General features: G+C 71.9%; 21 protein-coding genes. 14 read left to right on the forward strand and 7 right to left on the reverse strand.

Annotated features, from left to right (window positions below; translation table 11 throughout):
* Positions 1–7: 7 nt before the first annotated feature.
* From SALPAC4_RS0116385 to SALPAC4_RS0116405, 5 genes are all read left to right on the forward strand, one after another.
* Entirely contained in the window at positions 8–1,237 is a 1,230-nt protein-coding gene (locus SALPAC4_RS0116385; RefSeq protein WP_019871236.1) for a winged helix-turn-helix domain-containing protein, read from the forward strand.
* A complete protein-coding gene (locus SALPAC4_RS0116390; protein ID WP_019871237.1) occupies positions 1,234–1,782 on the forward strand; it encodes a DUF2752 domain-containing protein in 549 nt (182 codons plus the stop codon). Before SALPAC4_RS0116385 ends, SALPAC4_RS0116390 begins: the two co-directional genes overlap by 4 nt.
* A 745-nt stretch (positions 1,783–2,527) precedes the next feature.
* The gene (thyX, locus tag SALPAC4_RS0116395; protein WP_027644699.1) at positions 2,528–3,271 is read left to right on the forward strand and encodes an FAD-dependent thymidylate synthase; all 744 of its coding nucleotides are present in this window, start codon (positions 2,528–2,530) and stop codon (positions 3,269–3,271) included.
* A gap of 46 nt (positions 3,272–3,317) precedes the next feature.
* Positions 3,318–4,244, forward strand: a complete 927-nt coding sequence (gene dapA, locus SALPAC4_RS0116400) for a 4-hydroxy-tetrahydrodipicolinate synthase (RefSeq protein WP_019871239.1) — start codon at positions 3,318–3,320, stop codon at positions 4,242–4,244.
* A 52-nt stretch (positions 4,245–4,296) separates the two neighbouring features.
* Positions 4,297–5,985 carry a ribonuclease J gene (locus SALPAC4_RS0116405; RefSeq protein ID WP_018735195.1) on the forward strand — a complete coding sequence of 563 codons (1,689 nt, stop codon included), beginning with the start codon at positions 4,297–4,299 and terminating at the stop codon, positions 5,983–5,985.
* 35 nt (positions 5,986–6,020) lie between these two features.
* Here SALPAC4_RS0116405 and SALPAC4_RS0116410 read toward each other — a convergent pair whose 3' ends face one another.
* On the reverse strand, positions 6,021–7,655 hold the full coding sequence (locus SALPAC4_RS0116410; protein WP_019871240.1) for a type III secretion system chaperone family protein: 1,635 nt from the start codon (positions 7,653–7,655) through the stop codon (positions 6,021–6,023).
* On the reverse strand, positions 7,652–8,128 hold the full coding sequence (locus SALPAC4_RS0116415; protein WP_019871241.1) for a type III secretion system chaperone family protein: 477 nt from the start codon (positions 8,126–8,128) through the stop codon (positions 7,652–7,654). The genes SALPAC4_RS0116410 and SALPAC4_RS0116415 overlap by 4 nt, the downstream gene beginning before the upstream one ends.
* Before the next feature lie 112 nt (positions 8,129–8,240).
* Between SALPAC4_RS0116415 and SALPAC4_RS0116420 the strand changes: the two genes are divergently transcribed.
* Positions 8,241–10,706, forward strand: coding sequence for an FtsK/SpoIIIE family DNA translocase (locus tag SALPAC4_RS0116420; protein WP_027644698.1), 2,466 nt, complete (start codon positions 8,241–8,243; stop codon positions 10,704–10,706).
* Positions 10,707–10,815: 109 nt separating this feature from the next.
* Here the strand turns inward: SALPAC4_RS0116420 and SALPAC4_RS0116425 are convergent, their stop codons facing one another.
* A complete protein-coding gene (locus tag SALPAC4_RS0116425; RefSeq protein ID WP_018732526.1) occupies positions 10,816–11,130 on the reverse strand; it encodes a DMT family transporter in 315 nt (104 codons plus the stop codon).
* A 102-nt stretch (positions 11,131–11,232) separates the two neighbouring features.
* Here SALPAC4_RS0116425 and SALPAC4_RS0116430 point away from each other — a divergent pair, with 102 nt between their 5' ends.
* The 7 genes from SALPAC4_RS0116430 to pspM all read left to right on the forward strand — a co-directional run bounded on the left by SALPAC4_RS0116430 (position 11,233) and on the right by pspM (position 17,490).
* On the forward strand, positions 11,233–12,153 hold the full coding sequence (locus tag SALPAC4_RS0116430) for an ornithine cyclodeaminase family protein (protein WP_027644697.1): 921 nt from the start codon (positions 11,233–11,235) through the stop codon (positions 12,151–12,153).
* 127 nt (positions 12,154–12,280) lie between these two features.
* Positions 12,281–13,804 (forward strand): 30S ribosomal protein S12 methylthiotransferase RimO, encoded by a 1,524-nt coding sequence (rimO, locus tag SALPAC4_RS0116435; protein ID WP_019871244.1) that lies wholly within the window; start codon positions 12,281–12,283, stop codon positions 13,802–13,804.
* Positions 13,805–13,869: 65 nt separating this feature from the next.
* A complete protein-coding gene (gene pgsA, locus SALPAC4_RS0116440; RefSeq protein ID WP_019871245.1) occupies positions 13,870–14,460 on the forward strand; it encodes a CDP-diacylglycerol--glycerol-3-phosphate 3-phosphatidyltransferase in 591 nt (196 codons plus the stop codon).
* 26 nt (positions 14,461–14,486) lie between these two features.
* Entirely contained in the window at positions 14,487–15,014 is a 528-nt protein-coding gene (locus tag SALPAC4_RS0116445; protein ID WP_019871246.1) for a CinA family protein, read from the forward strand.
* A gap of 201 nt (positions 15,015–15,215) precedes the next feature.
* Positions 15,216–15,671, forward strand: coding sequence for a helix-turn-helix domain-containing protein (locus tag SALPAC4_RS0116450; protein WP_018732531.1), 456 nt, complete (start codon positions 15,216–15,218; stop codon positions 15,669–15,671).
* Positions 15,672–15,811: 140 nt separating this feature from the next.
* Positions 15,812–16,687, forward strand: coding sequence for a PspA/IM30 family protein (locus tag SALPAC4_RS0116455; RefSeq protein WP_019871247.1), 876 nt, complete (start codon positions 15,812–15,814; stop codon positions 16,685–16,687).
* Between the two features lie 23 nt (positions 16,688–16,710).
* Positions 16,711–17,490 (forward strand): phage shock envelope stress response protein PspM, encoded by a 780-nt coding sequence (gene pspM, locus SALPAC4_RS0116460; RefSeq protein ID WP_019871248.1) that lies wholly within the window; start codon positions 16,711–16,713, stop codon positions 17,488–17,490.
* A gap of 46 nt (positions 17,491–17,536) precedes the next feature.
* Here pspM and SALPAC4_RS0116465 read toward each other — a convergent pair whose 3' ends face one another.
* On the reverse strand, positions 17,537–21,238 hold the full coding sequence (locus SALPAC4_RS0116465) for a hypothetical protein (RefSeq protein ID WP_027644696.1): 3,702 nt from the start codon (positions 21,236–21,238) through the stop codon (positions 17,537–17,539).
* A 108-nt stretch (positions 21,239–21,346) separates the two neighbouring features.
* Positions 21,347–22,195: a helix-turn-helix transcriptional regulator gene (locus tag SALPAC4_RS0116470; RefSeq protein ID WP_019871250.1), complete on the reverse strand. Its 849-nt coding sequence runs from the start codon at positions 22,193–22,195 to the stop codon at positions 21,347–21,349.
* A gap of 136 nt (positions 22,196–22,331) precedes the next feature.
* Here SALPAC4_RS0116470 and SALPAC4_RS0116475 point away from each other — a divergent pair, with 136 nt between their 5' ends.
* Positions 22,332–23,111, forward strand: a complete 780-nt coding sequence (locus tag SALPAC4_RS0116475) for an NAD(P)H-dependent oxidoreductase (protein WP_019871251.1) — start codon at positions 22,332–22,334, stop codon at positions 23,109–23,111.
* Positions 23,112–23,145: 34 nt separating this feature from the next.
* On the opposite strand, the gene SALPAC4_RS0116480 is transcribed toward SALPAC4_RS0116475, so the two are convergent.
* Entirely contained in the window at positions 23,146–23,967 is an 822-nt protein-coding gene (locus SALPAC4_RS0116480; RefSeq protein ID WP_019871252.1) for a zinc finger domain-containing protein, read from the reverse strand.
* A 39-nt stretch (positions 23,968–24,006) separates the two neighbouring features.
* Entirely contained in the window at positions 24,007–24,819 is an 813-nt protein-coding gene (locus SALPAC4_RS0116485) for an S-adenosyl-L-methionine hydrolase (protein WP_019871253.1), read from the reverse strand.
* Positions 24,820–24,845 lie beyond the last annotated feature (26 nt).

Here is a 24,845-nt window from a genome sequence, read left to right on the forward strand (position 1 = left end):
CCCCGCGATGACTGTGCCGGAGTCGCTCTCGCTCGCCCAAGCCCGTCGGATCTCCCTGGCAGCCCAGGGCTTCACCGACCCATCGCCGACCGGCGTTCCCACTCGCCGGCACCTGCGTCGCGTGCTGGACCGGGTCGGCCTGATCCAGTTGGACTCGGTCAACGTGCTCCAGCGGGCGCACTATCTGCCCCTCTATAGCCGCCTCGGTCCTTACCCGACGGCGCTGCTCGACGCGGCCGCGTACCGCCAACCCCGTGATCTTTTTGAGTACTGGGGGCACGAGGCGTCGCTGGTGCCGGTCGCGTTGCAGCCGGCGCTGCGCTGGCGGATGGCGCGCGCCCGGAGCCAGGCCTGGGGCGGCATGCGCCGAGTCGCCGAGGAGCAGCCGGATCTGGTGGCGTGGGTCCGGGAGGAGGTAGCGGCCCGCGGGCCGATCACCGCCGCGGAGATCGAGCACGACGCTGACCGGGTGACCGGCAACTGGGGCTGGAACTGGTCCGCGACGAAGCGGGCGGTGGAGTACCTGTTCTGGTCTGGCGAGGTGACGGCCGCCGAGCGTACGACGTCCTTCGCCCGCCGTTATGCCCTGCCGGAGCAGGTGCTGCCGGCGAATGTGTTGGCGGCGCCCACCCCGAGCGACGCCGAGGCGTACCGAACGCTGGTGGCCGTGGCCGCCCGTTCGCTCGGTGTGGCGGCGGAGCCGGAGCTGCGGGACTACTTTCGGTTGCCACTGGCGCAGGCGCGGGCGGCGATCGCCGAGCTGGCGGAGGCGGGGGAGCTGATCCCGGTGACCGTGTCGGGCTGGCGGCAGCCGGCCTGGCTGCACGCCGAGGCCCGGCTGCCCCGTTGGGTGCGGGGCAACCGGCTGGTCAGCCCCTTCGACCCGCTGGTCTGGGAGCGGGGCCGCACCCGGCGGTTGTTCGATTTCAGCTACCGCATCGAGATCTACGTCCCGGCACCGAAGCGGGTTCACGGTTACTACGTGTTGCCGTTTCTCCAGGGGGAGCGGTTCACCGCCCGGGTCGACCTGAAGGCCGACCGGAAGAACGGAGTGCTTCTCGTGCCGGCAGCCTGGCAGGAGCCGGGCGTTGAGGTGGGTGAGACGGCGCTTGCGCTCGCCGCCGAGTTGTACCGGCTCGCCGGCTGGCTGGGCCTGGACGCCGTGGCCCGACCGACGGCGGGCGACCTGGCGGTGCCGCTGGCCGCCGCCCTGAGGAGCGTGGCAGGTGTACCGTGATCGACGTGACGAGCGTTGACGGGCCGCAGAGCCGGGCCGCTGCCCCGGCGCCTGATGGCTGGCCGGTGGAGGCGGTACCGGTCTACCCGGCTCCACAGCCGGACCGACTGACCCGATTCGTGCTCCGTCTCCAGGAACGCTCGCCTCGGTGGGCGGTGCCGCTGGCCGCCCTGGGCTGTGTCGGCGCCGGCATCGGCTACACCCTGATGATCGATCCGACTCGGTCCGCGCCGGATGCGGCCCCCACCTGCCTGCTCAAGTTGACGACCGGGCTCGACTGTCCGGGCTGTGGCGGCACCCGGGCCCTCTGGTACCTGCTGCATGCCGACCTGCCGGCCGCGGCCCGGCACCATCTCCTTCTCGTCTTCGCGCTTCCGTTTCTGGCATACCTGTTCGTGGCGTGGGCGGGCCGGCAGGCCTTCGGGTGGCGGTTGCCCGAGCTGCGGATCAGCAACAAGCTGATCGGGGTTTTCCTGGCCGCCTGGTTGGCTTTCTCAGTGGTGCGTAACCTGCCCTGGGCGCCATTCACTGTGCTCTACGTCTGACTCTTTCTCGTCTTCGCGCTGCCTGTCTGTCTGTCTGTCTGCCTGCCTGGCTTCCTTCCTTCCTGACTGGGCTGCGTGGGTTGCTGTTGCTGCTGTCAGCGACGCTCCCAGACGACAAGGGTCCGATCGACTGGGCTTGCCTCCTCCCCGCCCCTCGTGTACCCCGTTCTCTCCGCTGTCGAGCTGCCCCGTCGGTGAGTCCGCACACAGGGGGTCAGCCTCGCCTGTCGTGGGGTTGCCGGGTCGGAAGGCACGGGTGGTGGTTCGGGTCGGGACTGCCGTCCAGGTGGTGGGGCAGCCGCAGCCGGTCGGTCCGCTCTCGGCTGATGTCTGTGAGCCGGTCACTGCCCCGGTTCCGCTCCGTGCTGGGGACGCGTTGTGGGGTGGGCTTCTGGGGGCTTGCAGGTAGGGAGCCTCGCTGGGGGTGAGTGAGTGCCCCGTTCGTGTGGGCAGCTCGACAGGATGCGCCGGAGGATGTGCCGCCGACCCACGGTCGCTCCCGTTGCGGTCGACAACGCGTGGTGCTTGCCAAACGCCTGCCGTCACTCCCGCCGCGCCTGCGTCTACGTCTGCGTCGCGTCTGCGTCTGCGTCTGCGTCGCGTCTGCGTCGCGCCTGTGCCTGCGTCACGCCTGCGTCTGCGCTCGCCGTGGGGAGTGTTGTGGCCAGGCCCGATCTCCGCCGCCTGCGTGGGTCCGATTTCCGTCGGCGCCGGTCGCGCCACTACAGTCGCAGGAATGTCGGACATGGTGCAGCCCCAGGTCAAGCTCATTGCGTGGACCCAGTTCGAGGCCCCGGACGACGTTGGGTGGTCGACTGACGCCGACGGGGGGCAGGCGCTCGCGGAGTTCGCTGGCCGGGCCTGCTACCAGAGTTGGAAGAAGCCAAACCCGGCGACGGCGACCAACGCCGGCTACCTCGCCCACATTCTCGAGGTGGGCCACCTGAGTGTGCTGGAGCACAGCTCGGTGAGCTTCTACTTCACCGGGGTGTCGCGGTCCCTCACCCACGAGTTGATCCGGCACCGGCACTTCTCGTACTCGCAGCTGTCCCAGCGGTACGTGCCGGAGCGGGACGCGGCGATGGTGGAGCCGGCCGTGATCGCCGACGACCCGGAGCTACACAAGCGGTTCGTGGAGGCCGCCGAGGCGAGCGTGCGGGCGTACACCGAATTGCTGGAGGGCCTGGAGCAGCGCTTCACCGACGAGCCCAACGCCACCCTGCGGCGTAAGCGTGCGCGGCAGGCGGCGCGGGCGGTGCTGCCGAACGCCACCGAGACCCGCATCGTGGTCACCGGCAACTACCGGGCATGGCGGCACTTCATCGGCATGCGGGCGACCGAGCACGCCGACGTGGAGATCCGCGAGCTGGCGATGGAGTGCCTCCGCCAGCTGCAGGGGGTGGCCCCGAGCGTCTTCAACGACTTCGTGATCTCCTCCCTGCCCGACGGCACCGAGGTGGCGGCCAGCCCGCACGCGGAGGTGTCCTGAGCCCTTCCCCGTCGGGGGCTCGGAGGCCGTCCGCTAGGTTGGACGCATGACGAGTGACCTCCCCGACAGTCCCCCCCGGACGGCCTCCCGGCCGTTCGGGCGGGTGCTCACGGCCATGGTGACACCCTTTACCGCCGACGGTGCGCTCGATCTGGACGGCGCGGCTCGGTTGGCGAACTACCTGGTCGACGAGCAGGGCAACGACGCGCTGGTGGTCAACGGCACCACCGGTGAGTCGCCGACCACGACCGACGTGGAGAAGGAACACCTGATCCAGACGGTGGTCGCGGCCGTCGGTGATCGAGCCAAGGTGGTGGCCGGGGTCGGGACCAATGACACCCGGCACACCATCGAGCTGGCCGCTTCGGCGGAGAAGGCCGGAGCGCACGGCCTGCTGGTGGTGACGCCGTACTACAGCAAGCCGCCGCAGGCGGGCCTGGTGCGACACTTCACCGCGGTGGCCGACGCCAGCGGGCTGCCGGTGATGCTCTACGACATTCCACACCGCGCCGGGGTGGCGATCGAGACCGAGACGCTGGTGCGCCTGGCCGAGCACGGCCGGATCGTCGCGGTGAAGGACGCCAAGACTGACCTGACCGCCACCAGCTGGGTGACCAGCCGGACCGGCCTGGCCTTCTACTGCGGCGAGGATTCGCTTCTCCTGCCCGCGCTGGCGGTGGGTTCGGTCGGGGTGGTTGGCACGTCAACCCACTTCACCGGGGCGCGGACGCAGGAGATGATCCGGGCGTTCGACGCGGGGGACAACGCCACGGCGCTCGCCCTGCACCGCCGGCTGCTGCCGCTGTACACGGGCATTTTCCGGGCCCCGGGCACGATTTTGGTCAAGGCCGGCCTGGCGGCGAAGGGACTGCCCGCCGGTCCGGTCCGTTCCCCGCTGGTGGACGCCACCGCCGACCAGCTCGCCCAGCTCCGCGCCGACTCTGCGGCGGCGGGCCTAGACCTCCCTGAATGAACGAACGACACGACGGACGCCGGGTGACGGCGTCGCAGAATGAGGTGAACGCGTGACCGAGGCGCGAATCGAGACAGAACTGCCACCGCCGCTGCCCGAGGGCGGGCTGCGGATCATTCCGCTGGGCGGGCTCGGCGCCATCGGTCGGAACATGACCGTCTTCGAGTACGACGGGAAGCTGCTGGTCGTCGACTGCGGCGTGCTCTTTCCGGACGTGGAGCAGCCGGGCGTGGACCTGATCCTGCCCGACTTCGCCCCGATCCTGGACCGCCTCGATGATGTGCAGGCGATCGTGCTCACGCACGGCCACGAGGACCACATCGGCGCGGTGCCGTACCTGCTCGCCCACAAGCCGGACATCCCGCTGGTCGGTTCGGAGTTCACCCTCGCCCTGGTCGAGGCGAAGCTCGCCGAGCGGCGGATCCAGCCGTACACGCTGACGGTTCGGGAGGGCGGCCGGGAGCAGCTCGGCCCCTTCGAGTGTGAGTTCTTCGCGGTCAACCACTCGATCCCGGATGCGCTCGCCGTGGCTATCCGTACTCCGGCCGGCCTGGTGCTGCACACCGGTGACTTCAAGATGGACCAGCTCCCGCTGGACGGCCGGATCACCGACCTGGCCGGCTTCGCGCGGCTCGGCGCCGAGGGGGTGGACCTGCTCCTGTCCGACTCCACCAACGCCGAGATTCCCGGCTTCGTCACGCCGGAGCGGGAGATCGGCCCGGTGCTCGACTCGATCTTCGCCAAGGCTCGGGGCCGGATCATCGTCGCGTCGTTCGCCTCGCACGTGCACCGGGTCCAGCAGGTCTTCGACTCCGCGGTGGAGCATGGCCGCAAGGTGGCCCTGATCGGCCGGTCGATGGTGCGCAACATGGGCATCGCCCGCGACCTCGGTCTGCTGAACATCCCACCCGGTCTGGTCGTCGGGCTCGACGAGGCCACCAGCATGCCGCCCGACCAGATCGTGCTGATGTCAACCGGCAGCCAGGGTGAGCCGATGAGCGCGCTGGGCCGGATGGCCAGCGGTGATCACCGGCACATCACCATCGCCCCCGGCGACACCGTGGTGCTGGCCTCCTCGCTGGTGCCCGGCAACGAGACCTCCGTCTACCGGGTGATCAACCGGCTGGCCCGGGCGGGTGCCGTCGTCGTGCACAAGGACGTGGCCAAGGTGCACGTCTCCGGGCACGCCCCCGCTGGCGAGCTGCTCTACCTGCTCAACATGGTTCGGCCGAGCAACCTGATGCCGGTCCACGGGGAGTGGCGGCACCTACGCGCCCACGCCCGGTTGGGCATCGAATCCGGGGTCGCCGCCGATCGGGTGGTGCTCTGTGAGGACGGCGACGTGGTCGACCTGGTCGAGGGGCGGGCCAGCCTGGTCGGGAAGGTCAAGAGCCGGTACGTCTACGTTGACGGCCTCGCCGTCGGGGACGTGTCGGAGTCGCTGCTCACCGAGCGGCGGATCCTCGGCGACGGCGGCTTCATCGCGGCCACCGTGGTGGTCGACTCGGTCACCGGAAAGGTGGTCGGTGGGCCGACGGTCTCCGCCAAGGGGTTCTCCGAGGACCCGGAGGCGTTCAGCCCGGTGGTGCCGTTGATCACCGAGGCGCTCAACCGCGCGGCCTCCGATGGCATCACCGACCCGCACCAGTTGCAGCAGATCGTGCGGCGCACGGTGGGGCGGTGGGTCAACGACGCCTACCGCCGCCGGCCCATGATCGTGCCGAACGTGGTGGAGGTCTGAGCCGAGGCGCGGCAAGGTCGGGGAGCCGGCCCGGGTCAGGGCAGCTCCGCGACCGCGTCGGCGTACGCCGAGCCGGTGCGTACCGCGGCGGCCAGCAGCACGTCCAGCTGGGTGGGCGCGACCCCGTGGGACAGGTCGGTGCTGACATCACCGGCCAACACCAGCTCGGCGCCGGAGTCGTGCACGTACGCCGTCGGTAGGAGCCGGTCCTGGTTCCAGGCGTTGCAGAACGCGTACGCCTCGGCGCGTCGGTCGGCCGGCAGCCGGCGGCTGGCCACGGCGCGTACGTGCAGGACCTCGCCGCGCTCGCCGGCCCGCCGTACCTGGATCAGCGCCTCGCCCCAGCGCCCGACGACGGTGTCCGTGGCGTCCAGGATGTACTGGTCGCCACGGCGGTCCAGGGCGCTGGTGATCGCCGCCAGGCTGAGCGGGGCGGGCTGGTCGGCCGGTTGGTCGTCCGCCTCGCGGTCGGGTTCGTCGTCGTCGGGGCCCTCGAAGGGTAGCGCCACCGGGTTGGCCAGGGCTCGTTCGGCCGCGCCCCGCTCGTCCAGCCAGGAGGCGACCCGCCCGGACTGGTGCCCGGTGCCGTTGCGCGCGTCGAAGCTGCCGGCGATCCCGGTGGCCAGGTCGGTCAGCTCGGCCCCGAGGGTGGCGAGGTCGAGGTCGGCCGCGGGCCGTTGCCCGTACGCGGGGCGGTGTACCCGCTGCTCGCCGAGGTCAGCGGCGACCGCTACCCCGCACACCAGCGCCCCGGCGGCGGCGAACTCCATCGCGGAGAGCTCGTCGGGAGCGCGGTCCAGCCGGGACAGCTGCTCGGTGAGGAGGGCCAGCCCGCGGACCGGGTTCCCGCTGAGCGCGCAGAAGCGCAGGTGCGCCGCGAGGTACGCGAAGCCGGCCCGTTCGCGTCGGTGCCGCTGGTACGCGTGCACGTGTGCCGCCGCGGCCGACTCGGGCGCGCCAAGTCGAAGCCACGGGAGCATCCCGGCGGCGAGCCCCCGCTCGGGTGCTCCGGTGCAGTCGTTCGGGTTCACGCCGGCCAGGACGTCCAGCGCGGCCGACCACTCCTCCCACCCGGCGAGCAGCTCCGCCCGGCGGACGGCGGCGCAGCTGAGGCAGCCGTCGGCCGGGGTGGCGGGCGCCGCTACCCAGCGGTCGTACCAGGACCGGGCGGTTGGCTCGTCGCCGAGGTGGTCCGCGATCCGGCAGTAGAGTTCGGCGGCGGTCGCGGTGTCGGCGGTGCCGAGGTCGTCTAGGAGGGCCCGGGCCTGGTCCAGGCCACCACGCGGGCTGCCGAGCAGGGCTTCGACCGCGTACCGCCGGTAGCGGGCCAGGGCTTCGTGACCGTCGGGCGGCAGCAGGTCGGGCCGCCGGTCCACGGCGGCGAGGCAGCGGCGGACCGGCTCGACCAGGCGCCACCGCCCTTCGCCGAGCAGGTAGGTCTCGATCAGCGCGAGCCGGGCGTCCAACGCCGACCGGTCATCGCCGGCGGCGTCGGCCCGCGCGGCGATCCGTTCCAACTCGGCGCTGCGGGTATCGCCGTCGGGGGAGTCCCGGGCGTCGGCCAGCTCCTCAGCGAGGGGACGCCCGTCCCGCCCAGGTCGTTGGCGGCGTGGTGGCCACCCCGGCCAGCCGAACTCTTCCAGCCCGCGGCCGCCGGGCTGCCCGATCACGAGCGCACCCCACCAGGGAGCCGGGCCACCTCGGCGGCGAGCTGGCAGCCGGTGGTGATGCCGCGGTCGAGGAGCCGGTCGAGTTGGTGCGGGGTCACACCGCGTTCGAGGTCGGTGATGACCTCCCCACAGATTCGCGTCCGGCCGTCATCTTCGACGTGTACGAACGCCTTGGGCCAGAGCCGGTCGTGGTTCCAGGCGTTGCAGAAGGCGTGTAGCGCGGGGACGTACTCGATCGCGAACGTGGGTGCCACGACGGTGCGTACCTGGAGTAGCTCGCCGGCGGTCCCGGGCCGCAGGAACCAGATGAGGTTGTCGGCCCACCGGCCGACCAGCTCCCCGGCCGGGTCGGTCTCCACCGGGTATCCCCGCTGGGTGAGTACGGTGGCGATCAGCTCATCGGTGAGTGGGCTCAGGGCGCCCGGGTAGCCGCCCAGGAGGCGGTCCGGAATATCCCCGGTCGGCGACGCCATACGGCATCCCTTCTGAGGCGAATATCACGACCGGCGGCGGATTCGCGTGCCGACGCGCGGACACGACCTGGAATAGCGGCGATCCGCCGGGTACCGCCGCTAGGTTGATGCTATGGCGGGCCGTACCTCTCAGGCGAGTCGGCGGCGCGGCGCGTCGCCACGAGGCAACACGAACAACCGTGCCCGGCAGCCGGCGAAGAAGCCCCGCGCTGCCGCTAAGCGTCGTCCGCCGGCCCGCACCAGCCCGGCCGGCTCCGTGGGCCGGGCGGTCGGGGCACTGTGGATGGGCCTCGCGCACGGGGTTGGCTGGTCGGTTCGCGCCGCCGGCCGGCAGGCCGCCGCGGCCCGCGGCCTCGACCCCGAGCACCGGCGCGACGGCGCCGGGCTGCTGGTGCTCGGCATCGCGCTGCTCAGCGCGGCCAGCATCTGGTTCGAAAAGGCCGGACCGGTCGGGGAGCGGCTCGCCGACACCGTACGGCTGTTTCTCGGTGCGATCGCCGTTGTGGTGCCGGTGCTGCTGACGATCGGTGCCTGGCGCCTGATGCGGGAGCCAACCGCTCCGGAACACCGGGGCCGGGGCCTGGTCGGCTGGGGGTCCATGCTGGTCGCCACGGCCGCGCTGCTGCACATCGGGCAGGAGCCGACTTCGCCGGCGCAGCGGGACTTCGCGGGCGGGCTGATCGGTGCGGGGGTGGGGAGCCTGCTGGAGCGGGCGGTGACGGCCTGGGTGGCCGTGCCGCTGCTGCTGCTGCTCCTGGTCTTCGGGCTGCTGGTGGTCACCGCGACGCCGATCAACAAGATTCCGGAGCGGCTCGGTCTGTTGGCCGGCACGGTGGTCGGCACCCCGGCCGGCGCGGAGGCCACCGAGGAGGCCGCGGCGGAGACCGGCAAGCCGGTGCGCAAGCGTGCGGCGAAGCGGACGCCGCCACCACCGCCGGACCCGGCGGACTTCGCCGACGACCTGGCGGGCGCGGATCTGCAGGAGACGCTCAGGCTGCCCCGAAAGTCGTCGGCGAAGGTGCCGGCCAGTCGGAAGCCGGCGGAGCCGCCGGAGCACTCGCCGCTGCCCACCCGGGCCGAGCAGCTCGCGTTGACCGGGCTGGCGGGCGACTACGCGCTGCCCCCGGCGACGCTGCTGGGCAGTGGTGCCGCCCCCAAGAAGCGCAGCCGGGCCAACGACGAGGTGATCGCCGCGTTGACCGGGGTGTTCGAGCAGTTCGACGTGGACGCCGCGGTTACCGGCTTCACCCGGGGGCCGACGGTGACCCGGTACGAGGTCGAGCTGGGCCACGGGGTCAAGGTGGAGCGGATCACCCAGCTCTCCCGCAACATCGCGTACGCGGTGAAGTCGCCGGACGTGCGCATCCTCAGCCCGATTCCGGGCAAGAGCGCGATCGGCGTGGAGATTCCGAACACCGATCCGGAGAATGTCGCCCTCGGCGACGTGCTGCGCTCCCGGGCGGCCACCAGCGACCATCACCCGATGCTGGTCGCGCTCGGTAAGGACATCGAGGGTGGCTACGTGGTGGCCAACCTCGCGAAGACGCCGCACATTCTCATCGCGGGGGCCACCGGCGCGGGGAAGTCGAGCTGCCTGAACTCACTGCTGGTCTCGCTTCTGACCCGGGCCACCCCGGACGAGGTACGGCTGCTGTTGATCGACCCGAAGCGGGTCGAGATGACCGGCTACGAGGGGATCCCGCACCTGGTCACGCCGATCGTGACGAATGCCAAGAAGGCGGCTGACTCGTTGGAGTGGGTCGTGCGCGAGATGGATATGCGCTACGACGACCTGGCCGCCAACGGGGTCCGGCACATTGACGACTTTAACCGCAAGGTACGCAATGGTGAGATCACGGCTCCGCCGGGCAGCGAGCGGGAACTGCGGCCGTACCCGTACCTGTTGGTGATCGTGGACGAGTTGGCCGACCTGATGATGGTCGCCCCGCGGGACGTGGAGGACTCCATCGTCCGGATCACCCAGCTCGCCCGGGCCGCCGGGATCCACCTGGTGCTCGCCACGCAACGTCCGTCGGTGGACGTGGTGACCGGTCTGATCAAGGCCAATGTGCCGTCCCGGCTCGCCTTCGCGACCTCGTCGCTGGCCGATTCGCGGGTCATTCTGGATCAGCCGGGTGCGGAGAAGCTGCTCGGTCGCGGTGATGGTCTCTTCCTGCCGATGGGTGCCGCCAAGCCGGTCCGGATCCAGGGCGCGTGGGTGACCGAGCGGGAGATCGCCGACGTGGTCCGGTTCTGCAAGGAGCAGCGGGAGCCGGAGTTCCGCGCGGACGTGCTCACCGTGGCCCAGGAGAGCAAGAAGAAGATCGACGAGGATATCGGCGACGACCTCGACCTGCTGGTGCAGGCGGTTGAGCTGGTGGTGACCTCGCAGTTCGGCTCCACCTCGATGCTGCAGCGCAAGCTGCGGGTCGGTTTCGCGAAGGCGGGTCGGCTGATGGATCTGATGGAGACCCGCGGCGTGGTTGGCCCGTCCGAGGGTTCCAAGGCCCGGGATGTGTTGGTGAAGCCGGACGAGTTGACGGAGGTGCTGGTCGGCCTCCGCGGCGGGGAGGACTGACCGAGACCGCGGTGGTGCCGGCGGGGTCGGGTTGGCCGCCGGTGCCGGGCGGGGACAGTCCCTTCGCCCGCGCGGTCCGGACGGAGTCGGTCCGGTCCCGGTTCGGCCGTCAGTGGTAGATCTTCAGGCCCACCACGCCGGCGATCACCAGCAGGAGGCAGAGGATCCGGGGCAGGCTGGCCGACTCGTGCAGCGCCACCATCCCCACCACGGCGGTGCCGACCGCGCCGATGCCGACCCAGACCGCGTAGCCGGTGCCGACGGGGATCTCGCGGAGCGCGTAGGCGAGGCCGATCATGCTCAGGGCGGCCGTGATGGCGAAGACAATCGTGGGGACGAGCCGGCTGAAGCCGGCGCTGCGGTCGAGGGCGATGGCCCACGCGGTTTCGAGGAGTCCGGAGATCACCAGCACGATCCAGGCCATCGCCGGACGGTAGCAGCTGCCGGGGGGCGGAGCAGCGCGGTGAAGGTGATCTTCGCCACTGCGGCTGGAGCTAAACCTGACTTTATCTTGCAGTATCGGTTCATGCCGCTGCTACTCAGCGACTCAGAGGTCGCTGCCGTGCTCGATGCCCCGACGACCATCGCCGCCATGCGGGACGCGCTGCACGCCGCCCACGAGGGTCGGCTGGTCGCCCCGCCCCGAGCCACCGCGTCGCTGGCCGGAGGCCGGATGGCGCTGGCCGCCGGGCAGCTGGTCGGTCAGTGGTACGGCGCCTGTTCCTACGACACCTTCGGGCTGCCGGGGAGCGAACCGGTGGTGGTGCTGCACGACGCCCGCACCGGCGGGGTCCGGGCGGTCGCGGTCGGGACGGAGCTCAGCTCCCGGCGTAGCGGTGGGCTGGGCGGGGTCGCCGTTGACGCGCTGGCCCGCCCGGAGGCGACCACGCTCGGAGTGGTCGGCTCAGGGCGGCAGGCGTGGGCGCAGGTCTGGGCCGCCGCGGCGGTACGGCCCCTGCGGGAGGTGCGCGTGCACAGCCGTTCGGCAGCACGGCGTACCGCCTTCGCCAACCGGGTCCGCGTTGAACTCGGCGTACCGGCGCGGGCAGTCGACTCCGCGGCGGCGGCCGTCGCCGGCCAGGACATCGTGGTGATCGCCACCTCCAGCACCACCCCGGTGGTGGACGCCGCGGACCTCGCGCCCGGCGCCCACGTGAACGCGGTCGGCTTCAAGCAGGTCGACCGGCACGAGTTCGGCCCGGATCTGCTGGACCGGGCCGAGGTGCTGGTCACCGACTCGCTGGCCCAGGCCGCCGGGTACGACCCACCGATGCTCGCCGCCCTCCCCCCGTACGTCGGACGGCTGCGGGACCTGGGCGCGGTCCTGGCGGCGGCGGTGTCCGGCCGGACCAGTGCGGACCAAATCTCCGCCTTCTGCTCCACCGGCTTGGGCGGTACCGAGAGCTTCCTGCTCGATCGCGTGGTCCGGGTCGCCGCGAGGGTCTGACCAACCGGTGCGGCCGCGCGGGCCGGCTGACCCCCTGGTGCGGGCTTTGGGCGGACGCGGACGGGAGCCCGGCCGAGGCCGGCCGCTGGCGGTTGCCGGGAGGTCAACCCGCGCCCGGTACCCTCGGATGGTGTCTGCCACCCCTCCCGCACCCGCCGACGGCCGCCGTGTCGCCCTGCTGACCCTGGGCTGCGCCCGCAACGAGGTCGACTCCGAGGAGCTGGCTGCCCGGCTGCACTCGGACGGCTGGCAGGTGACCACCGACGGTGAAGGCGCCGACGTGGTGGTCGTGAACACCTGCGGGTTCGTCGAGAAGGCCAAGCAGGATTCGATCCAGACGCTACTGGCCGCCGCCGAAACCGGCGCGAAGGTGGTGGCGGCCGGGTGCATGGCCGAGCGGTACGGGCGGGAGCTCGCGGAGAGCCTGCCCGAGGCGCAGGCGGTGTTGAGCTTCGACGACTACCCGGACATCTCCGATCGACTCGGAGCGGTGCTCGCCGGAACGGCGGTTGCCGCGCACACCCCACGGGACCGGCGGGAACTCCTACCGCTCACCCCGGTACGGCGGGCGGAGGCGGCGGTGTCGGTGCCGGGCCACGGCACCCCGGCCGTCGTGGCGCAGCCCGGTGCGCGATCCGCTCCGATCGAGGTCGACGAGCACACTCCGGCGCATCTGCGTCCGGTGCTGCGGCGTCGGCTCGACACCGGACCGGTCGCGTCACTCAAGCTGGCCAGCGGCTGTGACCGACGGTGTGCCTTCTGCGCCATCCCCGCTTTCCGGGGTGCGTTCGTCTCCCGCCCGCCGGAGGCGCTGCTCGCCGAGGCGGAGTGGCTCGCCAGCACCGGGGTGCGGGAGTTGGTCCTGGTCAGTGAGAATTCCAGCTCCTACGGCAAGGACCTGGGCGACCCGCGGGCACTGGAGAAGCTGCTGCCCCAGCTCGCCGCGGTGGACGGCATCGTGCGGGTGCGCGCGAGCTACCTCCAGCCGGCCGAGACCCGGCCCGGACTGGTTGAGGCGATCGCCACCACGCCGGGCGTCGCCCCGTACTTCGACCTGTCGTTCCAGCACTCCAGCGAGCCAGTGTTGCGGCGGATGCGCCGGTTCGGCTCCACCGATCGGTTCCTGGAGCTGCTGAGCAGCATCCGGGCGTTCGCCCCGGAGGCCGGCGCGCGGAGCAACTTCATCGTCGGGTTCCCCGGCGAGACCCGGGCCGACGTCGCGGAGCTGGTCCGCTTCCTGGAGGAGGCGCGGCTGGACGCGATCGGGGTGTTCGACTACAGCGACGAGGACGGCACCGAGGCCGCCGGTCTGCCCGGTAAGGTCACCGCCGCCACCGTCAGGCGCCGCTATGACCGGCTCAGCGCGCTCGCCGACGAGCTCTGCGCGCAGCGGGCCGAGCAGCGGCTCGGCTCGACGGTGCAGGTCTTGGTCGACTCGGTTGACGACGGTGTGGTGGAGGGCCGGGCCGCGCACCAGGCTCCCGAGGTGGACGGCTCGACGACCCTGGTCGCACCCCCCGAGGGCGGGGTGGACCTCACCGCCCTGCGCCCCGGTGACCTGGTTCAGTGCACGGTCACCGCTACCGAGGGTGTGGACTTGCTCGCCGTACCGGATGCGATGATCTCGGCGGCTCCTGGCGTGGCACGGTGACGGTGGGTTCAGGGGACCCGGCCGGCGTACCTGGTGCGGGGTCGGGTCGGCGGCGGGACGCGGCGATGACCGGAGCGGCAGAGCCGGCCCCGGCGGCTCCCCGGGTGCCGGTGCTCAACGCCGCCAATGCGCTGACGTTGCTGCGGCTGGTGTTGGTGCCGGTCTTCGCCGTCTCGGTGGTCGTCTCCGAGATGACTCACGTCGGCTGGCGGATCGTGGCCTGCCTGATCTTTGTCGCGGCTTCCCTCACAGACCTGGTGGACGGGTGGATCGCTCGCCGGTTCGGGCTGGTCACCTCGGTGGGAAAGGTGGCCGATCCGATCGCGGACAAGGCGCTCACCGGTGTCGCGCTGCTGCTGCTCTCCGGCTACGACCAGCTTTCGTGGTGGGTGACCGGAACGATCCTCTTTCGGGAACTGGGCATCACCGCACTGCGGTTCTGGGTGATCCGGCACGGCGTCATCGCCGCCAGCCGGGGCGGGAAGATCAAGACGGCCCTGCAGACCCTCGCGATCGTCTGGTACCTCTGGCCCATGCCGGCGCCGCTGGACCTGGTCGGACCATGGGTCATGGGTGCCGCGGTGGCGGTTACCGTGGTCAGTGGCCTCGACTACGTGGTGCGGGCGCTGCGCCTGCGGCGGCGGAACGAGGGTTGACCGGGTCCGGCGAAGGGGGAGCCACGATGGGGCTGGGAGCGGACGGTGAACGGCCCGTCGAAGGCCCGGCTGCCAGCGTCGTGCATGACCTGGTCAAGCGGCGGGAGACGCTCGCCACCGTCGAATCGCTGACCGGTGGCCTGCTCGCCGCCACGGTCGTGGAGGTCCCCGGGGTGAGCAGCGTCTACCGCGGCGGGCTGGTGGTCTACGCGACCGAGTTGAAGGCTCAGCTGGCCGGAGTGTCGGCGGAACTGCTCGCCGGGCGCGGGCCGGTTGACCCGGACGTGGCCATGGCGCTCGCGTTGGGGGGCCAGCGACGGTGCGCAGCCGACTGGGGCGTGGCCACCACCGGGGTGGCCGGACCGGAGCCGCAGGGCGGCAAGCCGGTCGGCCTGGTCTACGTGGCGGTGGCCGGTCCGAACGGCAGCGTGGTCCGGCGGCTGGAGTTGGGCGGGGGCCGTGATCTCATCCGGTCCGCCACCGTGGTGCAGGCGCTTCGACTGCTGGCCGAGCAGGTGGCCGAGGCGCCCGACGCTGCCGGCGGCGGTGCGTAGCGACACCGACCGTGATACGGTCGGCACTCTTTGTCGACGACGTTGCCGTTCGGCAGGCTCGCCGGCTCGCAGCCCGATTCGGCAAGCGGGGCGGTATGTCGGTCAGGCCGGCACCGGGTACGGTTGCGGGAAGGTTCCGGTGGTCGGGGCCCGGATTCCCCGGGTCGCCGAGGCACGGAGTGTTCCTCCAGGGGAGGTGCGATGGTCCTGCTACGCCGGCTGATCGGTGACGCGCTACGGACACGCCGGCAGGGGCAGCACCGCACCCTGCGCGAGGTTTCCTCTGCCGCCAATGTCAGCCTTGGCTACCTCTCCGAGATTGAGCGTGGGCACAAGGAGCCGTCGAGCGAGCTGCTGGCCGCCATCTGTGACGCGCTTGGCGCCCGCCTCTCCGAGCTGTTGCGCGAGGTGAGTGACACGGTGGCGCTCGCCGAGCAGATGCCGGGGGTGCTGGTGCCGGTCCAGGATGAGCCGACCGGGCAGCAGCCCGCCCCGGTCCCAGCCGCCAGCCACGGCAAGACCGCCGGCCGGGCGGTCCGCCAGGTCTCCTCCTCGGATGGCACGGTGTCGGTTCAGGTCCGCCAGGATTCGCCGCTCAAGGCGACCCTGCACACCCGGGTTCGCAAAACAGACCGGGACGTGGTCTGCGCCGCCTGAGCGCGCGTAGGGTTGATCGTGGCCCCGCTGCGTTGCCGGCGGCTGCCCAAACTGGCATCCGCCTGCGACGATGGAGCCACTGCCGTCGCGGCCGGCCAGGTCGCGGCCGGCCGCGTTGCTAGTGAGGGGATACCGCGGAGATGGCGAACCCGTTCGTCAAGGGTTGGAAATATCTGATGGCGCTCTTCGGCACCAAACTCGACGAGCGTGCTGATCCGAAGGTGCAGGTCCAGCAGGCGATCGAGGAATCTCAGCGGCAGCACCAGCTGCTTGTCCAGCAGGCCGCCGCGGTGATCGGCAACCAACGGCAGCTGGAGATGAAGCTGTCCCGGCAGATGTCCGAGGTCGAGCGGCTGCAGGGTAACGCCCGCCAGGCCCTGGTCCTGGCCGACCAGGCCCAGGCTCGGGGCAGCGTCGCCGAAGCCACCCGCTACGAACAATCCGCTCAGGCGCTCGCCACCCAGCTGGTCACCGCGGAGCAGGCCACCGAAGACCTCAAGACCCTGCACGACCAGGCGCTCGGCGCGGCGGCGCAGGCACGTAAGGCGGTCGAGAACAACTCGATGATTCTCCAGCAGAAGCTCGCCGAGCGGGCGAAGCTGCTCAGCCAGCTCGAGCAGGCCAAGATGCAGGAGAATGTCGCCGCGTCACTGGAGTCGATGTCCGCGATCACCGCCCCGGGTACCACCCCCACCCTGGACGAGGTGCGCGAGCGCATCGAGCGGCGCTACGCCAACGCCATGGGCCGAGCCGAGCTCGCCGGGAACTCGGTCGAGGGACAGATGCTCGACATCCAGCAGGCAGCCCTCGATGCGGCGGGTTCCGCCCGACTCGACCAGATCCGCGCCGGCATGGCCGGGGAACAGCTACGCGGCGCCGCCGAGCGGCCGGCCGTCACCCGACCCGAGCAGCAGGGCGCTCCGGTCGCCGACCCGGCCGCCGCGGCCCGGCTCGACGAGATTCGCTCCACCCTGGGCCGCGAACGCGGCACCGGGGACAGCACCGCCGCCGGCTGAGCGACGCGGGTTGGGGAGGCGACGTGGCAGATGAACGGACGCGGTACTTCCGGCGACTGAGCCGCCGCCGGCGGTCTGCCCGCCGATGGAGCGTCATCGCCGGTGGGCTCGGTGGCGCGGCGGCGGTGCTGACGCCGTACGCCGGTCTGGGGTTGCCCGACGCCGCCTGGGCCGCCGGTGCGGGCGGGGCGATCGTGCTCGCGGCCTGGCGTTGGGCCGATCTGCGGGCGCTCGCCGCCCAGCCGGTGCCGCCGGCGTTGGACCCGGCCGAGGCGGCGGCCCATTCGCGGGCCCGGCTGGTCGCGGCGGTGGAGCGCCTTCCAGCCGGCCCCGGCATCCTCGCGGAGGCCCGCCGGGTGCGGTCCCGGGTCGCGCTGCGCGGCACCAGCGCCGCCGAGCCGTGGGGCCGGCTGGATCGGGCCGGGTCTACCTTCGCCGGCCTGCGGGACCGGCTGACCGGGTTGGCGGCACCCGCGGTCGCCGAGGCGACCGCGGCCGACCGCTCCCTCCGGGACCTCGCCCTCCGCGTCGCGGAGGTCGAACGGGCTATCCGGCTCGCGCCGTCCGAGACCCGGCCCCCGCTTGAGCAGGCCTGGGCGGCCCTCGCCGGCCAGCTACACAGCGGCGTCGCGGCGTACGAGCGGCTGGTGGCCGCCGCCGCTGGTTACGTGGCCGAGAACGTGCGGTCCGATGTCCCAGAACCGGCGGTGGACCGGCTCACCGAGGCGACCGACCTGCTGCACGGGGTGGCTTCGGCCCTCGCGGAGCTGCGGGCCACCGACCCCACCTTCCGTACCTCCTGAGCTAACCGGGCCGGCGACCCCGTCCTCAGCTGCGCGAACCAGCCGCTCAGCCCGGCGTTGTCACGGCGATCGGGGCGGTGAAGAGGGACATCCCGACGACGTTGAACGCGCGGATCCGATAGTGGTAGGTGGTGCGTCGCGCCAGGCCCGTGTTGGTGAACCCCCGTCCGTTCACGGTGAAGGTGGCTACCTCTTGGGTGAACCCCGGGTCCGTGGCCCGCTGCACGGTGAATCCGGCGCCGGACCCGGCGGGCACGCTCGCCGCCCAGCCGAGGATGACTGTCGCGGTGTCCGGTGCGGACGTAGCGGTGGTGACCGTCACCGAGTCCGGTACGCCCGGCCGGGGCGGTGTGGTGACCTGAGCCACTGTGGACCACGGTGAGGCCGCCCCCAGGTAGGTGGTGCGCACCCGGTAGTAGTAACGGGTGTCGGGCGCCACGGCGGTGTCCAGATGGGTGTCCCCGACACTGATGGCCGTGGTGCCGGGCCCGCTGGTGAAGGTCGGGTTGGTGGCCCGCTGCACGTCAACGCCGGTGGCGAAGGAGCGGTTGCGCCAGTGCAGCCCCACCCGGAGCGGTGCCGCCGGCGGCACCGCCGCGGCCAGGCCGGTGGGGGCGGTGAGCCGCACCGAGGCGGGCGCGCAGTTCGACCAGGCCGAGCAGCTGACCGCGTTCTCCGCCCGGAGGCGGTAGTAGTAGGTCACGCCGGGGGTGACGGTCGCGTCGGTGTAGTGGGTGGCGCTGGCGGCTACCGTGATCGTGGCGAGCCCAGCGGTGAACGCCGGGTCAACGGCGCGTTGGAGCTGGTGACTGGTGGCAGCGGGCCGATTGCCGCTGCCGGTCCAGGCGAGCAGGATCGCCGGCAGCGCGGTGGCCGATCCGGGCCCCGGGGTCGCGGAGAGCCCGGTCGGAGCCGGTGGCGCGACCCGCAGCACCAGCGGTCGACTCAGGCCCTGGTCTCGATAGCCGGCGAGCTGGCTGTGCCAGCGGTACTCCCAGCCCAGGTTGACCGGCTGGTGGAGCGCCGGCGCGGCCCGGCCGTCGCGCGGTGCCCCGCTGAGGTGGATGCCGTCCGGCCAGCCCGGCTCCACTGCCCGTACGCTGTCCGCGATTTTGAACGGGAGGGGTGGTGCGACCGGGCGCAGCGCGACCACCACATCCTCATGTGGGTTGACCCGGACCACCTGTTTCCAGCCCATCTCATTCGGTGCCGGTGGGCGGAGCGTGCCGTCCCAACCGGCTCGGTTGACCAGTTGTAGGTCGACACCGTCGAGGCGGACCGGCTGGGTCTGCCGGTCGGCGCCGCGTAGCCGCCACAGCTGCACGCCGCCGCTGGCGGAGCCGGCCGGTACCGCCGGCTCGACGACCGGCACCACCTCGGTGGCCGGGTCGGTGGGGCTGAGGGGCACCACGGCCGGCGTGAGTGGCCCTCCGGGCGGCGGACCGACACCGAAGCGGCCCGCGAGTCGGCCGTACGTCGGCTCGAAGACCTGCTTGATGATCTTCACGGCGAGCGGTAGCAGGACCGGGGACACGTCTCCGGCTGGGGTGAATGCGACCGTGGTGGCATGTACCGGGACGGTGGTCTCCCGAGCCGTGTGGGTGCCGAAGGCGGTGTCGTAGGCGGGCTGCGGCACGATCGGCGGGCGCTGGCTGGCCGCGTACGCCTGCGGTAGTCGCTCCTGGAGCCGGGCCAGGTCGTAGCGGGGCGCCGGGACGCCGGTCACCCGGAACTGCAGCAGGGTACGGGTGTTCGGCCCGTACCCGGGACGGCTCGGTGGTGTCCCGCCCGCCGCGGTGTGGTCCGCGGCTTCGGTGTGGTGGTCGTAGCGCGGGTCGAAGTCAGGGAGCGGGGCCGGGGCGTCGTTGTAGAGGAGCACGGTGCTGCCGGGAGCCACGGTGGCGAAGTCCACCAGGACATCGGCCTGCTCCCCGGGGGCGAGTAGCAGCGTGTGCCGGTCCACGTTGAGGACGGTGGGGTCGCGCCGGTCGTGTCGGTAGGTCACCGGCTGGTTGGGGAGCACGACCGGGGCCGGAAGGAGGCCCCCGTCGTTGCCGATCTGCACCAGGTCGGGGCCGGCGGCGAGCGGATCCGGCACCCCGCCTTCCCGCCCGTCTGTCGGCCACCGGCTGGGTCGGCTGGGAGACGGAATCGCCGCCACCATCGGCACCTCCCCGGCGCCCGGGTCAGCGAGCCCGCCATCGCTGTCCCACATCGGGCCGGCGGAGCGCGTCTGGTAGAGCTGGAGGTTCAGGCTGCGGTCCAGGCACGCGTTGAGGACACGGAACCGGTAGGTGCGCGGTTCAACCGTCAGCCACGGGTACGCGACGCCGTTGATCAGTACCGTGTCGCCGTACGCGGCTGGCACCGCCGATGGGTGGGGTACGCCGGGTGCCATCGGCGGCTCACTCGAGTCGTCGCCGACCGGGTCGTGGTGTGGGTTCGGGACCGGCCTCGGCCCGGTGCTGTTGGGTCTGGCGGTGTTGCCCGCCCCGAGCTCTTCGGCGGTTCGTGTCCACGGCCCGTAGTCCCAGCGTCCGGTCGGGTTGATGCCGTCGTCGCGGTACGGGTTCTGCCGGGGTTGGTAGATGTGTGGGTGCCAGAGGCTGCCGCGCGCGCCCCACCGGTCGCGGTCCCAGGTCGGATCGGTGGCGGCCAGTTGGCTGTCGTCGGGCACGAAGGTCTTGTCCTCGAAGACCAGCGGGATCTGGTCGGCGGGCAGCACCCCGTCGGCGACCAGGTCGTCCTCGGCCGGCTCGGTGATCAGGTAGAGACCTGTCTGTCCGGAGTAGCTGGTGAGCCGGGCCAGCCCGACGGTGTTGTCGTGGAACGCGAGCAACCGACCGCTCTGCTCGTTCGGGTAGTACAACGTGGTGGCACCCCGGCCGGGCGGCGGCATGTCCGGCACGGGAGTCAGTCCGGGACCGGTCGGGTATGGGGTTATCTCTGCCGCGGGTGTGATCCAGTGCCATGGGTTTCCGGCGCTGATCCAACCGGTCTGTGCGCCAGCGAGGTGCAGCACCGCTCGATTCTGTGGGTATGGTGCCGGCCCGCCCGGTGGCCCGTGGCCGGCGCCGTCGATGGTCGGGTCAACCGGAAGGAACAGTTCACCGGCTCGACCGGCGGGAAGCTGGTTGATGAACTTGACCCGTACCGGCCGGCTGCGCCGCGCGAGGATCACCGGGCCGAGGTGGATGGGGCATTTCGGCGGGGTGACAGTGTTGTGTCCGGTCGAATCGGTACCAAGGTTCAGCTGCTGGTATCCCCGCAGCCGGGTGGCCGGAAGGTCCCGGTGCAGCCGTTGCGCGTACTCCTGAAGGCCGATTTCGTAATAGTCGCAGCCCGGGTAGCTGATCGCGTCGGGTACGGCCACCGGCAAGCAGTCGGGGTCGTTGGCCGAGCCGAGCGTGGGCAGCGGGTCAACGAACTTGCGGATGCCGGTGCCGGGCACCACGTCGCCGTTATCGTCCAGGGCCGGCAGTGGACTGTGGGAGTGGTTCGGGACCGGGCCGAAGTAGCGGGGCAGCGCCGCCGGGTCCAGCGTTGTCGGTGGTGCCGGGTCCAGCGTTGTCGGTGCCGCCGGGTCCAGGGCCGGGGGCGGGTTCGGGACCTCCGCTGGCGGGCTCGCCGCGGCGTCCTGCGCGCTCCGTGTCGCCGGCACCAGCGGGCCGTCGTCATCGGTGGCGTCTGTGTGGTTGGTGGCGGGTCGCACGGCCCAGGGGATCCGGAATCTGCGGAACAGGTCCATGGCTCTCCCGGCGTCGGGCGCGGCACCGACCACCTCGGCGTGGCGGTGGACGCGCGAAACGAACGGTACGTGAGCGCTCCACCGCAGCATGCGACCTGTGGGGGTGGGTTAGGAAGTATCCAATCGTCCCTTTCTGGGGCTGCCCGTCGTTTCGTCCGTGCCCAGCCCCGCGAGCAGGCGTAGTCCGTCCTCGCTGGGGCTGCCGGGGGCCGCGGACAGGACCAGCAGCTCCACGCCGGATTCGTCCGGTGGCATGAGGCTCTCCTGGTGCAGTTCCAGGAGCCCGACCAGCGGATGCCGGTATGTCCGGCGTCCGTGGGTGCGGGCGCGTACGTCCGCGCGGGCCCAGAGGCCGCGGAAGCGCTCGCTTCCCATCGCCAGTTCGCCGATGAGCGAGGTGAGGCGGGGCTCCTCGGGGTACTTGCCGGCAGCCAGGCGCAGGTGTCCGACCACGTTGAGCGTGCACGCCTCCCAGTCCGCGTACAGACCGCGTTCGTCCTCCTCGAGGAAGATGTGCCGAGCGGTGTTCAGGCCCGGCATCGGCAGGCCGTAGAGGAGCCGGGCGAGGCGGTTTCCGGCGAGCACGTCCAGGCGATGGTTCATGATCAGCGCGGGCGCTTCGGCCATCAGGTCGAGGAGGTGGAGCAGCTCGGGCCGGACCCGCCCGCCCGGTGTCTTCGTGCGGTGGCGACGCTTTCGGGCGAGCCGGTAGAGGTGCTCACGTTCGGTCTCGTCGAGGCCGAGCACGCGGGCGAGCGCGTTGAGGACCTGGTCGGAGGGTTGGGTCGCGCGGCCCTGCTCCAGGCGTACGTAGTAGTCGACGCTGACTCCGGACAGGTGCGCGACCTCCTCGCGACGCAGCCCCTGCACCCGGCGGTGCCGGTCGGTGGGGATGCCGACGGCCGTCGGGTCGACCCGGGAACGCCGGGTCCGCAGGAAGCCCGCGAGACTGTCCATCCTCCCAGTATCGCCGGGCTACTGCCGCGTGGGTGGTACTGCTGTTACCAGGATGTCCCATCCGAGGAAGCGGCACCCCTGAATGTCGAGCGCCCCGGCGCCCAGGATCGAAGACACCGATCCGAAGGGAGCCCTCATGAAGACGCTGATCGTCTATGCCCACCCAGAGTCGAAGTCGCTCAACGGCTCGCTGAAGGACCTCGCCGTCGCCACCCTGCGTACCGCCGGACACGAGGTGCGGGTCAGCGACCTGTACGCGATGAACTGGAAGGCGGTCGTGGACCGCACGGACTACGAGCCCGACGCCTCCGGTCGGCTGAAGGTCGCCCTGGACTCGGGCCGAGCCTTCGACGCCGGGACACTCACCCCGGACGTCCTCGTCGAGCAGGAGAAGCTGCTCTGGGCCGACACGGTCATCTTTCAGTTCCCGCTGTGGTGGTTCACCATGCCCGCGATCCTCAAGGGCTGGGTGGACCGGGTGTTCAGCCTGCACTTCGCGTACGGCGTCGGCGAGTACAGCGACACCAGGTTCGGCGACCGCTTCGGCGAAGGCACCCTGGCCGGCCGGAAGGCACTGCTGTCGGTAACCGCCGGGGGATCGGAGCCGCACTACTCTGATCGGGGGATCAACGGCCCCATTGAGGACCTGCTGTTCCCGATCCAGCACGGCATTCTCTACTACCCGGGTATGGAGGTGCTGCCGCCGTTCGTGCTGTACGGCGCCGATCGGCTGACCGACGAGGACTACCCGGACATCGCCAAAGCCTGGACGCAGCGCCTGCTCACCCTGGAGTCGACCGAGCCGATCGCGTTCCGACAGCAGAACTCCGGCGATTACGAGATCCCCTCGTTGCGGCTGAAGGAAGGGCTGGAGCCCAGGGGCCGTACCAGCTTCGGGCTGCACCTGCGGGGCTGACCGCGGTCGCCCACCACCGCCTCGACGATCTGTCTCAGCCGGGACGTTCGGGTTGGCAGGTCGGGCACCAGTAGGTGACCCGCTCGCCCTGCTCCTGCCGGCGGATCGTGGTGCCGCAGCGGCGGCAGGGCTGAGCCCGCCGGCCGTACACGTAGGTGGTCTGTCCCCGGTGCCGCGATCCGGTGGTGCTCTGGGTCCAGCGCCCCCGGTTGGCGGCGAGCAGCCGTTGCGCCAGGGCGACCAGGCCGATCAGGTCGGGTACGGCGCGTACCGGCGTCCAGGGCGACACCCCGCGCAGGAACAGCACCTCGCACTTGTAGAGGTTGCCGACCCCGGCGAGGCTGCGTTGGTCGAGCAGGGCGGTGCCGATGGTGACCTCGGGGCCGGCGGTCAGGCGCTGGACCGCCTCGACCGGGTCCCAGTCGGGGCCGAGGAGGTCCGGGCCGAGATGGCCGACGAGGCGGTGCTCCGCGGTGGTCGGCACGAGGGCGAGGTCGTGCAGGTGATAGCCGACGGCCACCGCCCGGGGGCCGCGCAGCACCGCCCGGATCAGGTGCGCCGGGTGGGCGGACCAGCGCCCTCCGGGCGGATACGTTCGCCAGCTGCCGTCCATCCGTAGGTGCGAGTGCAGCGTCCAGCGCTCGCCGTCGCTGTGGTCGTCGCCGTGGTCGGTGCGCGGAGCCGTGAGCCGCAGCAGCAGGTGTTTGCCCCGGCTGGTTGACTCCCGGACCGTCCAGCCGGCGAGGTTCGTCGTGGCGAGCTGTGGCACGCGGAAATCAGCGCCGATCAACCGGTCGCCGGCCAGCGCCCGCTGAAGTACGTGGGCGGTGTTCCAGACGGTGTCGCCTTCGGGCACCTCCCCATCCTCCCGCTCGGGCGGCCTCGGCGCTGCCGGTCAACCGGCGGTGACGCGGAGTTGGTCGCCCGGTGCCACCCCGAGCCGGTCGGCGGCCCGCCCACCGTTGACCGCGACCGCGACCAGGCCGGCCGAGTCCACGTGCACCAACAGCCCTCCCGGCGGTGCGTCGTCGAACGTCCGGGCGTGCACCGCGTACGCACCGACGCGGTCCGGGCCCGTTGGTCGGTGCGCGACCCGAAGGGATTGGGGTAGCGGTTCCAGTAGGGCGCCCGTCGCCGCGAGCTGCACGTTGCCGAAATGGTCCACGGTCAGTATCTCGGCGGTGAACCCGTCCGGCTCTGGTCGGACCAGCGGGGTAGGCAGCCGGACCAGGGTGTCCGGTTCGACGGCCGGGCCGGCGTCGGCGAGCGGCGCACCGAGCGCCAGCCGGGCTGCGACCGGCGCGAAGATGTCCCGGCCGTGGAAGGTGGCGGACAGCTGCGTTCCGAGCCAGTCCGGGTTCGTCAGCTCCACCGCGGCGCTGACCCCGCCGAGCGCCGTCGCCGCCTCCAGTAGCAGCCCGTTGTCCGGTCCGACCAGCAGTCCGTCCCCGGCGGCGAGGGCGATCGCCCGGCGGGCCGTGCCCACCCCGGGGTCGACCACGGCGACGTGGACGGCCGCCGGCAGGTACGGCACGGTCTGCGCCAGCACCGCCGCACCGCGCCGGACGTCGCCGGGTGGGACCAGGTGGGTCACATCGATCACCCGGGCGGTGGGCGCCAGCCGGGCCAGCGTCCCATGGCAGGCGGCCACGAAGCCGTCGGCGAGACCGTAGTCGGTGGTGAAGGAGATCCAGGGCGTCGGCGCCATGGAGGGAAGGCTAGCTGAGCCAACCG

The sequence above is a fragment of the Salinispora oceanensis genome (assembly GCF_000383575.1).
Classification (GTDB): domain Bacteria; phylum Actinomycetota; class Actinomycetes; order Mycobacteriales; family Micromonosporaceae; genus Micromonospora; species Micromonospora oceanensis.